The sequence below is a fragment of the Comamonas sp. GCA5 genome (genome assembly GCF_036541385.1).
Lineage (GTDB): Bacteria > Pseudomonadota > Gammaproteobacteria > Burkholderiales > Burkholderiaceae_C > Comamonas > Comamonas aquatica.
Genome location: NZ_JAZHFR010000010.1, coordinates 64,215 through 76,454, shown reverse-complemented (window position 1 = coordinate 76,454; position 12,240 = coordinate 64,215). Strand labels below are relative to the sequence as shown.

Annotated in this window: 13 protein-coding genes; 10 read left to right on the top strand and 3 right to left on the bottom strand. The window is 67.9% G+C overall.

Annotated features, from left to right (window positions below; genetic code table 11):
- A partial coding sequence (locus SJH88_RS04390) for a methyl-accepting chemotaxis protein (RefSeq protein ID WP_274753696.1) occupies positions 1-1,629 on the bottom strand: 1,629 nt, incomplete at its 3' end.
- Between the two features lie 165 nt (positions 1,630-1,794).
- Positions 1,795-2,418 carry a chalcone isomerase family protein gene (locus SJH88_RS04385; protein ID WP_274753695.1) on the bottom strand — a complete coding sequence of 208 codons (624 nt, stop codon included), beginning with the start codon at positions 2,416-2,418 and terminating at the stop codon, positions 1,795-1,797.
- A 404-nt stretch (positions 2,419-2,822) separates the two neighbouring features.
- Here SJH88_RS04385 and trpE point away from each other — a divergent pair, with 404 nt between their 5' ends.
- From trpE to SJH88_RS04345, 8 genes are all read left to right on the top strand, one after another.
- Positions 2,823-4,322 carry an anthranilate synthase component I gene (trpE, locus tag SJH88_RS04380; protein ID WP_274753694.1) on the top strand — a complete coding sequence of 500 codons (1,500 nt, stop codon included), beginning with the start codon at positions 2,823-2,825 and terminating at the stop codon, positions 4,320-4,322.
- Positions 4,319-4,672: a chorismate mutase gene (locus SJH88_RS04375; protein ID WP_042417536.1), complete on the top strand. Its 354-nt coding sequence runs from the start codon at positions 4,319-4,321 to the stop codon at positions 4,670-4,672. Before trpE ends, SJH88_RS04375 begins: the two co-directional genes overlap by 4 nt.
- The gene (locus SJH88_RS04370) at positions 4,669-5,250 is read left to right on the top strand and encodes an aminodeoxychorismate/anthranilate synthase component II (protein ID WP_274753693.1); all 582 of its coding nucleotides are present in this window, start codon (positions 4,669-4,671) and stop codon (positions 5,248-5,250) included. The genes SJH88_RS04375 and SJH88_RS04370 overlap by 4 nt, the downstream gene beginning before the upstream one ends.
- A gap of 148 nt (positions 5,251-5,398) precedes the next feature.
- Positions 5,399-6,433, top strand: a complete 1,035-nt coding sequence (gene trpD / locus SJH88_RS04365) for an anthranilate phosphoribosyltransferase (RefSeq protein WP_274753692.1) — start codon at positions 5,399-5,401, stop codon at positions 6,431-6,433.
- Positions 6,434-6,482: 49 nt separating this feature from the next.
- A complete protein-coding gene (locus tag SJH88_RS04360; protein ID WP_274753691.1) occupies positions 6,483-7,016 on the top strand; it encodes a hypothetical protein in 534 nt (177 codons plus the stop codon).
- 55 nt (positions 7,017-7,071) lie between these two features.
- The gene (gene trpC, locus SJH88_RS04355; RefSeq protein ID WP_043383809.1) at positions 7,072-7,872 is read left to right on the top strand and encodes an indole-3-glycerol phosphate synthase TrpC; all 801 of its coding nucleotides are present in this window, start codon (positions 7,072-7,074) and stop codon (positions 7,870-7,872) included.
- 206 nt (positions 7,873-8,078) lie between these two features.
- Positions 8,079-8,798, top strand: a complete 720-nt coding sequence (locus SJH88_RS04350; protein WP_274753690.1) for a uracil-DNA glycosylase — start codon at positions 8,079-8,081, stop codon at positions 8,796-8,798.
- A 7-nt stretch (positions 8,799-8,805) separates the two neighbouring features.
- Entirely contained in the window at positions 8,806-9,072 is a 267-nt protein-coding gene (locus tag SJH88_RS04345) for a DUF2798 domain-containing protein (RefSeq protein WP_045265932.1), read from the top strand.
- 25 nt (positions 9,073-9,097) lie between these two features.
- Here SJH88_RS04345 and SJH88_RS04340 read toward each other — a convergent pair whose 3' ends face one another.
- The gene (locus SJH88_RS04340) at positions 9,098-10,003 is read right to left on the bottom strand and encodes a DMT family transporter (protein WP_274753689.1); all 906 of its coding nucleotides are present in this window, start codon (positions 10,001-10,003) and stop codon (positions 9,098-9,100) included.
- A gap of 320 nt (positions 10,004-10,323) precedes the next feature.
- Between SJH88_RS04340 and SJH88_RS04335 the strand changes: the two genes are divergently transcribed.
- Together SJH88_RS04335 and SJH88_RS04330 are read left to right on the top strand one after the other, a co-directional pair.
- The gene (locus SJH88_RS04335) at positions 10,324-11,253 is read left to right on the top strand and encodes a siderophore ABC transporter substrate-binding protein (protein WP_042417511.1); all 930 of its coding nucleotides are present in this window, start codon (positions 10,324-10,326) and stop codon (positions 11,251-11,253) included.
- Positions 11,237-12,238 carry an ABC transporter permease gene (locus SJH88_RS04330; RefSeq protein ID WP_197504838.1) on the top strand — a complete coding sequence of 334 codons (1,002 nt, stop codon included), beginning with the start codon at positions 11,237-11,239 and terminating at the stop codon, positions 12,236-12,238. The genes SJH88_RS04335 and SJH88_RS04330 overlap by 17 nt, the downstream gene beginning before the upstream one ends.
- The last annotated feature ends 2 nt before the right edge of the window (positions 12,239-12,240 follow it).

Below are 12,240 nucleotides of genomic sequence, written 5' to 3'. Positions count from 1 at the left end.
GGCGTGGGGGCCGCGCGCACCCCCGCGGGGCGCAGCGACTACGGCGGCCGGAGCGCGGTCCGGCTGCGTGGCCTGCAAGGCCAGGCGGAACCTGGAGACGGCCTGCAGCAATTGCTCGGCCTGCATCTTCAGGCCGTTCGCGGCGGCCGCACTTTGCTCCACCAGGGCGGCGTTTTGCTGGGTGTTGTGGTCCATCTGGGTGATGGCCTCGGCGATCTGGCCCACGCCTGCGCTCTGCTCGGCGCTGGCCGCGCTGATTTCGCCCACGATGTCATTCACATGGCGGATGGCGGATACCACGTCGGCCATGGTGTGGCCGGCGCGGTCCGCCAGGGCCGAGCCCTGGGCGATCTGCTCGACGCTGGCCGTGATCAGGGTCTTGATCTCCTTGGCGGCCTCGGCCGAGCGGCCCGCCAGGCTGCGCACCTCGGCCGCGACCACGGCAAAACCGCGGCCTTGCTCGCCCGCTCGCGCGGCCTCGACGGCGGCGTTCAGCGCCAGGATGTTGGTCTGGAAGGCGATGCCGTCGATCACGCCAATGATGTCGGCAATGCGCTGGCTGGCGCTGTTGATGCCGCGCATGGTCGTGACCACCTCCTGCACCACCTGCCCGCCCTGCTGCGCCACCTGGCTGGCGTTGAGCGCCAACTGGTTGGCCTGGCGCGCGTTGTCGGCGTTCTGGCGCACCGTGCTGCCCACCTGCTCCATGGAGGCGGCGGTCTGCTCCAGGGCGCTGGCCTGTTCCTCGGTGCGGCCGGACAGGTCGTGGTTGCCCTGGGCGATTTCCTGGCTGGCCAGGGTGACGTGTTCGGCGCTGTGGCGCACGCCCTGGACGATGTCCGCGAGGTGGGTGCGCATGTGCTCCAGACCCTGGGCCACACTGCGGGCGTCGCCGCGGTGGGCAATCGGGGTGCTCAGGTCGCCCTGGGCCATGCGCTCAGTGCCGGCCAGCAGCGCGGCCGGCTCGTCGCCCAGCTGGCGCAGGATGCTGCGCGAGATCAGCCAGCCCAGCAGCACCAGCAGCAGTGCCAGCGCGGCGCTGACCGCGGCGGCGCCGATCATGCGCTGCAGGAAGGCGGCGTTGACGGTGTCGATGTACACGCCCGAGCCCACGACCCAGCCCCAGGGCTGGAAGCCCATCACGTAGGAGATATTTTCCACCGGTTCATCGCTGCCGGGCATGGGCCACAGGTAGCTGTGGAAGCCCGCGCCGTCCTTTTTGACGATGTTCACGAAGTCGATGAACAGCGCTCGCCCGGTCGGGTCCTTGTTGCCGCTGACATCCTGGCCGTTCAGTTGCGGACGCACGGGGTGCATGATCATGCGCGGGTGCATGTCGTTGACCCAGAAGTATTCATTGCCGCTGTAGCGCAGGGCGGCCAGGCTTTGCAGGGCCCGGGCCTGGGCTTCTTCGGTGCTGATCTTGCCTTGTGCGGCCTGCTGGTGGAAGTGGGCAATCAGACCGTGGGCGATTTCCACGGTCTGGCGCACCCCGTTTTGGCGCTCCTGCAAGAGCAGGCTGCGTTCGGAAAGGCTCAGGCCGGCCCCCAGGGCCAGCAAGGTCAGTATGGCCATGGTCACCAGTCCGCCCAGGCGGCGTGTGACCGTGATGTGCTGAAGCAGTCGCATGGAATCTCCCCTTGATCATTCTGTCTGCGCGCGCCCCGACCTGCATCGGCAGGGCAGGGAAAAGTGAGGGGCTACTTTGTCAGCGATTGCTGCGATGTGTTTTGCGTAGAAACAAGCTTGTCGAATGCGGCGGATTGCGTTAGTTGCCGCTGGTCGGCGCGCGTCTCAGGGGGCGGCGGTCAGCAGCGCCTGCTTGAGGCCGCGGTCCGCGGGCTTGGGGCCCAGCCAGATGCCCAGCATCGCCTGGTAGAACTCGGGCTCGGTGAATTCGGCCGGCTCGGGCTTGCCGTTGACGCTGATCACCATGCCCTTGCCGGGCAGCCAGTCCAGGGTGAAGCGGTCGCCGGCCTTGAGTTCCTTGTGGCGGTTGAAGACTTCGCTCATGCGCACCACGCCGGGAATCAGCTTGGAGAACTGCTGCTTGTCCATGTTGTCCTCCATGCCATGGGCGAACAGCGTGCCCAGCTCTGCGGCGTTGATGCTGCGCAGCATGCTGACGGTGATGCGCTTGGGGCCGGTCAGCAGGCCGATGGCCTCCAGCGAGGCCGCCGGCTTTTCCAGGTACAGCGCTGCCGAGTAGACCTTGAAGATGGCCTTGTAGCGGATGCCGGCCCCGTTGCGCTGCAGGTTGTGGCCGTCCACCTGCGCCGTGGCCGGGTGCACGGCCAGTTCCGCCGGCTCGCTGCCCTGGGCCAGGGCGGGCAGGCTGGCGCTGCCGGCCATGACCAGCAGGGCCAGGGCCCACCGGCGCAGGCGTGGCAGCAGGGGAAGGAGCGGGGCAGCAGGCATGGTGGAGTCTCCGGGTTCAGGTGTTGTTGGCACGACCGTGCTTTTTGACAGCCATTGTCGGCCGGACACCGGGTGCCCCACAACTACCGGCCGGGTGGTTTGCGGGAAAACGCCCTCGGGACTAACGCGCAAGCGGCGAGGCCCACCATCGCCGGCCAGCGCTTGGGGGCGGTGGTGCAATGCGCTACACTTGGCCGCTATGTTCATTCACTACGTGTTCATCACAGGTTGCGCGGACCGGGGAGCCTGGCCCTGGCGTAAGCCTGCCGCCATGACCGTCTGATCGCGCCCGTTTGCACGGGTGCCCCCTTGTCCGCCACCGCCGCGGACGGTTTGAATGAATCGCAGCGCCTGCCCGGCATGACCCTTGCGCAGTGTGCTGCCCCGAATGGGAACCCTGCTCTGTGATCACAGAACTTGAATTCAAAAGCCTGGCCAGCGAAGGCTACAACCGCATCCCCCTGGTCAGCGAGGCGTTTGCCGACCTCGAAACCCCGCTGTCGCTCTACCTCAAGCTGGCCCATGCCCAGGGCGATGGCAAGCACAGCTTCCTGCTGGAGTCCGTGGTCGGTGGCGAGCGCTTTGGCCGCTACAGCTTCATCGGCCTGCCGGCACGCACCTTCTTGCGCTCCAGCGGTTTTGGTGCGGCGGCCCAGACCGAGGTCGTGACCGATGGCGTGGTGGTGGAGACGCACGCCGGCAATCCGCTGGACTTCATCGCCGCCTACCAGCAGCGCTTCCGTGTGGCCCTGGTGCCGGGTCTGCCGCGTTTTTGCGGCGGTCTGGCCGGCTACTTCGGCTATGACGCCGTGCGCTACGTCGAGAAGAAGCTGGAGCAGTCCTGCCCGCCCGACACGCTGGGCACACCCGACATCCTGCTGCTGCTGTGCGAAGAGGTGGCGGTGATCGACAACCTCTCGGGCAAGCTGTACTTCATCGTCTATGCCAACCCGGCCGAGACCGAGGCCTACAGCCGCGCCAAGAAGCGCATGCGCCAGCTCAAGGAGCAGTTGCGCTACTCGGTCAGCGTGCCGCAGATCAAGGGCGGCGACAGCCACCCGGCCGAGCGCAGCTTTGCCAAGGCCGACTACCTGGCCGCCGTGGAGCGCGCCAAGGAACTGATTGCGGCGGGCGACTTCATGCAGGTGCAGGTGGGCCAACGCATCCACAAGCGCTACACCGAATCGCCGCTGAGCCTGTACCGCGCGCTGCGCTCGCTGAACCCCAGCCCCTACATGTACTTCTACAACTTCGGCGACTTCCAGGTCGTGGGCGCCAGCCCCGAGATCCTGGTGCGCCAGGAGAAGGTGGAAGAGGGCGAGAAGATCACCATCCGCCCCCTGGCCGGCACGCGCCCGCGCGGTGCCACGCCGGAGAAGGACAAGGCCACCGAGCAGGAGCTGATCGCCGACCCCAAGGAGCGGGCCGAGCACGTGATGCTGATCGACCTGGCGCGCAACGACATCGGCCGCATCGCCAAGACCGGCAGCGTCAAGGTGACCGAGGCCTTCGTGGTCGAGCGCTACAGCCACGTCATGCACATCGTCAGCAATGTGGAGGGGATCCTGCAGGACGGCATGACCAGCATGGACGTGCTCAAGGCCACCTTCCCGGCCGGCACGCTGTCGGGCGCGCCCAAGGTGCACGCCATGGAGCTGATCGATGCGCTGGAGCCAACCAAGCGCGGCATCTACGGCGGTGCGGTGGGCTATCTGAGTTTTGCGGGCCACATGGACATGGCCATCGCCATCCGCACTGGCGTCATCAAGGATGGCACGCTGTACGTGCAGGCGGCGGCCGGCGTGGTCGCCGATTCGGTGCCCGAAATGGAATGGAAAGAGACCGAACACAAGGCCCGCGCGGTCTTGCGTGCGGCGGAACTGGTAGAGGAAGGTCTGGAATGAGCCGAGCCATCGACAATGTGAAGCAGTGCCAGAGCATGGCCGAGGTGCGCGCCGGCGTGAATGCGCTGGACGACATCCTGGTGCCCTTGCTGGTGGAGCGCAGCGGCTACATGACCCAGGCGGCGCGCGTAAAGAACGACGAAGGGCTGGTGCGCGATGAAGCGCGCATCCAGGCCATCGTCGACCGGGTGCGGCCCATGGCCGAGGCCCAGGGCGGCAACCCCGACCTGATGGAGCGCCTGTACCGCGCCATGATGGAGTGCTACATCGACTACGAACACCAGGAGCTGGCGCGCCTGCGCGCCGCCGGCCTGGCGCCCAAGGACGACAGCGCGGGGAGTGCGGCATGAAGCTCTTGATGATCGACAACTACGACAGCTTTACCTACAACATCGTCCAGTACCTGGGCGAGCTGGGGGCGGACGTGACCGTGGTGCGCAACGACGAGGCCACGCTGGACGAGGTGATCGCCCTGGTGGCCGAGCAGGGCATCACGCGCATCGTGATCTCGCCCGGGCCGTGCTCGCCGGCGGAGGCCGGCATCTCGGTGGCGGCCATCCAGCACTTCGCCGGCCAGTTGCCGGTGCTGGGCGTGTGCCTGGGCCACCAGAGCATTGGCGCGGCCTTTGGCGGCGACATCATCCGCGCGCAGCAGCAGATGCATGGCAAGACCAGCGTCATCACCACCGACCAGCAGGGCGTGTTCGCCGACCTGCCGGCGCAGTTCACCGTGAACCGTTACCACTCGCTGGTGATCGACCGCACCACCCTGCCCGAGTGCCTGACCATCACCGCGACCAGCGAGGATGGCGAAATCCAGGGCGTGCGCCACAAGACGCTGGCCGTGGAGGGGGTGCAGTTCCACCCCGAGAGCATCCTGACCGAGCACGGTCACACCATGCTCAAGAACTTCCTCGACCAGAAGTGACACCCGGGCCGCACTGCCACCCAGCAGGCGGCCCTTTGTTTTTGAGAGCTGCTGGCGTGCGTTGTCTCTGGTTTTCCAAGCCATAACTATCTGAAAGCCGCAAACAGCCAGCGCAGGCAGCTTCGCAACCGATAGCACAGGATCCACCATGCCCCGCATCACCCCCCAGGAAGCGCTGCAGCGCACCATCGAACACCGCGAAATCTTCCACGACGAAATGCTGGAGCTGATGCGCCAGATCATGCGCGGCGAGCTCTCGCCGGTGATGACGGCGTCCATCCTCACCGGCCTGCGTGTGAAGAAGGAAACCATTGGCGAGATCTCCGCCGCCGCCGAGGTGATGCGCGAGTTCTCGAACAAGGTGCATGTGCACGACCGCACGCACCTGGTGGACATCGTCGGCACCGGCGGTGACGGCGCCAACACCTTCAACATCTCCACCTGCGCCACCTTCGTGATCGCCGCGGCCGGCGGCAAGGTCAGCAAGCACGGCGGGCGCAGCGTCAGCAGCAAGAGCGGCAGCGCCGACGCCATGGAAACCCTGGGCGTGAACATCATGCTCGCGCCCGAGCAGATCGCCGACTGCATCCGCGACGTGGGCATCGGCTTCATGTTCGCGCCCAACCACCACCCGGCCATGAAGAACGTGGCCCCGGTGCGCAAGGAACTGGGCGTGCGCACCATCTTCAACATCCTGGGCCCGCTGACCAACCCGGCCAGTGCGCCCAACATCCTGATGGGCGTGTTCCACGAAGACCTGGTCGGCATCCAGGTGCGCGCCCTGCAGCGCCTGGGCGCCGAGCATGCGCTGGTGGTCTATGGCCGCGACGGCCTGGACGAAATCAGCCTGGGCGCCGGCACCCTGGTGGGTGAATTGAAGGATGGCGTGGTGCGCGAGTACGAAATCCACCCCGAGGACTTCGGCCTGCGCATGGCCGGCACGCGCGCGCTGAAGGTGGAGACGCCCGAGGAATCCAAGGCCATGCTGATGGGCGTGCTGCAGGGCGAACAGGGCCCGGCGCGCGACATCGTCTGCCTGAACGCCGGCGCGGCGCTGTACGCAGCGAATGTGGCGGCGTCGATCGAAGACGGCCTGCAGCGTGCCCAGGCCGCGCTGGACAGCGGCGCAGCGCTTCAGAAATTGAAGCAGCTGGTGGCCTACAGCGGCGCGTTGACGGCCTGAGTTGCGTGGCCGCCGTCCTGCTTTTGGTGGTGCATCCGGCTCGGCGCTGATGCCCACGGCCCCGCCCCCCGAACCGTACCCGCTGCTGGGCACCGTGCTGCGCCAGGTGCAGACCGATGCCGAGCTCTGGCTGCCCGCGCGGCTGGCCCACGGCCGCCCGGGCCGGCTGTGGCGCGGGGAGCACGGCCCGCTGTGGCAGGTGGCGCTGTTTGCGCTGGGGGCGGTGCTGGCGTTCCGGCAGGTTTGGGCGCTGACGGTGGCGCTGGCCGTGGCCAGCGGGGGCGTCTACCGCTGGCGCCACCCGCGCGATCCGGCCGAGGACCTGGGTCTGCCCCTGGAATGGAACGGCTGGCGCATCGATGTGGCGCAGCGGACGCTGGCGCGCATTGGCACCCCCGCCGATCCGCGCGCGCAGCCGATGGACGTGCTGCAGCTGGAGCCGGCCGCCGCCTGGAGCCTGGGCGTGCTCCCTGGCGCCCAGGCGGTGCAGCAGGACGTGGATGCGCTGGTGGACGCTTTGGTGGCGCGCCTGGGCATCCGCCGCTCGGGCTCGCGGCTGCTGCCGCCAAAACGCCGACAATAGACCACAAGGCGGTCGGCCCCCGCGGCAGGCCCGCCACCGAACACAAGGAAAACACATGTCCGACATTCTGAAAAAAATCTGCGACGTCAAAGTGCAGGAAGTGGCCGCCGCCAAGAAGGCCACGTCGCTGGCCGAGGTGCGCCGCGATGCGGAAAGCCGTGTCTCCACGCGCGACTTTGTCGGCGCCATCCGCGCCAAGATCGCCCAGGGCCAGGCCGGCGTGATTGCCGAGATCAAGAAGGCCAGCCCCAGCAAGGGTGTGATCCGCCCCGACTTCGATCCCGCCGACATCGCCCAGAGCTACATGGTGGGCAACGGCAAGCTCAGCGCGGCCTGCCTGTCGGTGCTGACGGACCGCCAGTTCTTCCAGGGCCAGCCCGACTACCTGAAGCAGGCGCGCGCCAGCACGCTGCTGCCGGTGCTGCGCAAGGACTTCATGGTCGATCCCTACCAGATCTACGAATCGCGCGTGATGGGCGCTGACTGCGTGCTGCTGATCGCCGCCTGCCTGGACGATGCGCAGATGGCCGAGATGGAGCAGATCGCGTTCAGCCTGGACATGGCCGTGCTGGTGGAGGTGCACGACGGCGCCGAGCTGCAGCGCGCGCTGCGGCTCAAGACGCCGCTGGTGGGCATCAACAACCGCAACCTGCGGACCTTCGAGGTGGACATCCAGACCTCGATCATGCTCAAGCCCGAGGTGCCGGCCGACCGCCTGCTGGTGACCGAATCCGGCATCCTGACCACGACCGATGTGAAGACGATGCGCGACGCCGGCATCGACGCCTTCCTGGTGGGCGAAGCCTTCATGCGCGCCAAGGAACCCGGCGAGGCGCTGGCCAAGCTGTTCGCCTGACGGCCGGCGGGCCTGTGCCCGTCTGCGCGCCCGCCAGCCCACGGGCCGTGACTGTGACCGTCGCAGCCCGCCCGAGTGGCGGGCGCGGGCGCGTGGTTGGAGGGGCACTGGCGGCGGGCGCCGTACGCGGTGGGCCGCCAGGCACTCCCCAAGCAGGAGCAGTCAGCGCTGGTCGCTCCAGCTTTTTGTAGAGAAAACGTTCTGAAATGACCAATACACCTGCGCAAACCGCTACGCAATTGATGAGCGCCGACCCCGGCGACTGGCGCGTCGCGCCCGGTTGGCAGGGGGTGGTCGATGCCTACTTCGCCTCGGCCACCGGCCAGCAGTTGCTGGGCTACCTGCAGCAGCGCCTGGCGGCGGGCGCGGTCATCTTCCCGCCCCAACCGCTGCGGGCGCTGGAGCTGACGGCGCCCGAGGACGTGCGCGTGGTCATCCTGGGCCAGGACCCCTACCACGGCCGGGGCCAGGCCGAGGGGCTGGCGTTCTCGGTCGCGCCCGGCGTGCGCCTGCCGCCGTCGTTGCTGAACATCTTCAAGGAAATGCAGCGCGACCTGGGCGTGCCGTTTCCACCCTTCCCGCAGCCCGGGGGCTCGCTGGTCAAGTGGGCGCACAACGGCGTGCTGCTGCTTAACACCTGCCTGACGGTGGAAGAGGGCCAGGCCGCCAGCCACAGCAAGCGCGGCTGGGAGGTGCTGACCGATGCCGTGATCCGCCAGGTGGCCGAGCAGGGCAAGCCGACGGTGTTCATGCTCTGGGGCAGCCATGCCCAGTCCAAGCGCGTGCTGATCCCCGCCGACCGTGGCCATCTGGTGCTGATGAGCAACCACCCCTCGCCCCTGTCGGCGCTGCGCCCGCCCGTGCCCTTCATCGGCAACGGCCATTTCAGTCAGGCGCGCGATTTCCGCCAGCAGCACGGATACTGACGGGCCTATGTCGACACCCTCGCCCTATATCGTCGGCCGCATTCCCAAGCTGCCGCCCAAGTACGCCCTGATCGTCATGCCACTGCTGATGTCCGGAATGATGTCCGGCATCATCTGCATGGTGAACCTGGTGCGCGCCCTGGGCTGGAGCCGCGCGGCCCTGGCCGCCTGGCCCGGCACCTGGCTGCTGGCCTGGGCCGTGGCCTTCCCGACGGTGCTGCTGGTGATCCCCGTGGTCAAGCGCATCACGGGGCGGCTGGTGCGCCTGTCCTGAGGCCGAACCGGCTGCGGCGGGCCGGTTAGCCCCGGCCGCGCACGCTGAGCCAGATATTGACCAGACCGCAGCCCAGGATCACCGCGATCCCGGCCAGGGACAGCCCGTCCGGGCGCTGGTCGAAGAACAGCCAGCCCATCAGCATGGCGAAGCCGATCTGGCTGTAGAGGAAGGGCGACACCACCGACGGTGTGGCGTGGATGTAGGCCTGCTGCAGCAGCAGGTGGCCCACGCCGCTGCACAAGCCCATCAGGCCCACGGCGGCCCAGACCTGCCAGTGGGGCACGGGCTCCCACAGCCAGGGGATCAGCGGGGCCGTCGCCAGCACCGGCAGCCAGGTGGTGTACAGCTGGGTGGTGGTGGGCGGGTCCAGGCGCGCCAGGCGGCTGCCCAGCAACTGGTAGGTGGTGCCGCACAGCAGCACGCCGACCGGGGCCAGGGCCATCCAGCCCAGGGGCAGTCCATCCTGTTCGGGGCGGACGATGGCGATGACGGCAATCAGCCCGATCACCAGCAGGGTCCAGCGTGCAGTGCTCACTTTTTCGCCAAACAGCAGGGCCGAGGCGACCACGATCAGCAAGGGGCCGGCCGACCACACGGCGGTGAAGTTGGCCAGCGGCATGTGCTGGATGCAGTAGAAGGCGAACACCGTGGTCAGCACCCCGCTGAGTGCGCGGCCCAGCTGGAACTTCGGGTGCTGGGTGCGCAGGGCGCGCAGGCCCTGGCGCGGCAGGACCACGGCCGTGGTCACCAGTGCCTGGGCCACGAAGCGCAGCCAGACCACCATCAGCATCGGCAGAAACTGGCCGGCAAACTTGGTGCCGCTGTCCAGCAGTGCGAACAGGGCGCAGGCCGCGACGGTCAGGGCGATGCCGGTCAGCGCGGCCCGGGCGGGGGAGATGGCGGGCGCACACCCGGAGACGGAGGACATCCAGTCCACCCACTTTCTGCAAAAACATCCCCGCAGCCACGGCGGGGGCGGCGGGCGGCAGGGCTGCCTGGGTGCGGGCGCATGCGGCCGGCACGGCTGGCGATTGTAGGGGCTGGGGTGGCGGCGCCGGGCAGTGGCGCGGGCTGCCGGCGGTGCCGCTGTCGAGGGGGCGACACCGGGTGCCCCGGGACTGACCTGCATCAGCGCGGCGTGGCTTTGCGCAACTTTACAAAACCCATGCCAGTCTTATTGAGAATTATTCTCATATAATGCACCGCAGTGCCGGTGGGAAGTGCCGGCCTTGAACAAGGGAAGAATTGATGAACGGCTTGTTGACGCGCCGCCATGTGCTGGGTGGCTTGGGGGTGCTGGTAACCATGCCCTGGGCGGTGGCCCAGGCGGCAGAGACCTTGAAGGTGCAGGACAACACGGGTGAGGTGAGCGTGCCGCGCCGGCCCAAGACCGTGCTGGTGTTCGACCTGGGCGCGCTGGACATCATCCAGTCCCTGGGCGGCGAGGTGCAGGGCGTGCCCAACCAGGCCGTGCCCGAGTTGCTGCGCAAGTACCGCGACAGCGCCAAGTACCCGCAGATCGGCAGCCTGTTCGAGCCCGATTACGAAAAGGTCAAGGCCCTCAAGCCCGACCTGATCATCGCTGGCAACCGCACCCTGCCCAAGATCGACGAGCTCAAGAAGTTCGGCCCGGTGCTGGACGTGACCATCGACAACCAGAACCAGATGGCCCACGTGTACCGCAACATCCGCAGCATCGCGGCCATCTATGGCGTGCCCGACCAGGGCGAGCAGCAGATCCAGTCGATCGAGGCGGCCATCGCTGAGCTGAAGGCCAAGGCCGCCGGCAAGGGTGGGGCGCTGTTCCTGATGACCAACGGCGGCAAGCTCAGCGTCTACGGTCCCGGCTCGCGCTTCGACATGCTGTACTCGGTGTTCGGCATCAGCCCCACCAAGGACAAGATCGAGGTGTCCAAGCACGGCCAGGCCGTGTCCTTTGAATACCTGCTCAAGGCCAACCCCGACTGGTTGCTGGTGCTGGACCGTGACGCCGCCATCGGCAAGGACGGCGATGCGGCCAAGAAGCTGCTGGACAACAAGCTGGTGCATGCCACCAAGGCCTGGCGCCAGCAGCGCGTGGTCTACCTGAATGCGGCCAACTGGTACACGCTGTCCAACGCGGGCCCGGCCGCCCTGAAGGAGAACCTGAAGCAGCTGTCCGATGCCTTCTCCGCATAAACACACACCCGCCGGGCGCATGGCGCTGGCGTGGACAGGGGCCCTCGTGGCCCTTTTTGCTTTGGCGCTGTGGAGCCTGGCGGTCGGCGTCAGCGACGTGTCGTGGAACACGCTGTGGTCCCGCCACGAGGACGACATGGTGGCCCAGGTGCTGATGTACGCGCGCGTGCCGCGCACGCTGGCGCTGATGCTGGCGGGCAGCGCCATGGCCGTGGCCGGCCTGCTGATGCAGATGCTGGCGCGCAACCACTTTGTCGAGCCGTCGACCATGGGCACGGTCGAGTCGGCCACCCTGGGCATGCTGGTGTGCATGCTGTGGGCGCCGCAGTGGTCGGTGCTGGCCAAGATGGGCGTGTCGGCGGTGACGGCCATGGCCGGCACGGCCCTGTTCATGGCGGTGCTGTCGCGCATCCGCCTGCGCTCGGCCTGGATCGTGCCCCTGGTGGGCCTGATCCTGGCGGGCGTGCTGGAGGCAGCGGCCACCTTCCTGGCCTACCAGTACGACATGCTGCAGTCGCTGCGTGCGTTCTCGAACGGCGATTTTTCCGTGGTGGTCGAAGGCCGCTACGAGCTGCTGTGGCTGTCCCTGGGCGTGACGGTGCTGGCCTGTCTGGCGGCCGACCGTTTCACGGTGGCCGGGCTGGGCGAGTCGTTTGCCACCAACCTGGGCCTGAACTACCAGCGCCTGGTGCTGCAGGGGCTGATCGTGGTCTCGGTGGTCACGGCCTGCATCGTGGTGACCGTGGGCGCGATCCCGTTTGTCGGCCTGATCGTGCCGAACGTGGTGCGCCTGGTGCTGGGCGACAACGTGCGCCGCAGCGTGCTGTGGGTGGCCCTGGCCGGGGCGGCGCTGACGCTGCTGTGCGACCTGTTTGGCCGCCTTGTCATCGCCCCGTATGAGGTGCCCGTGGGCACCGTCATGGGCGTGGTGGGCAGTGCCTTGTTCCTGGTGATTTTGCTGCGCCGCCGGGCGCGGCCGGAGTGACG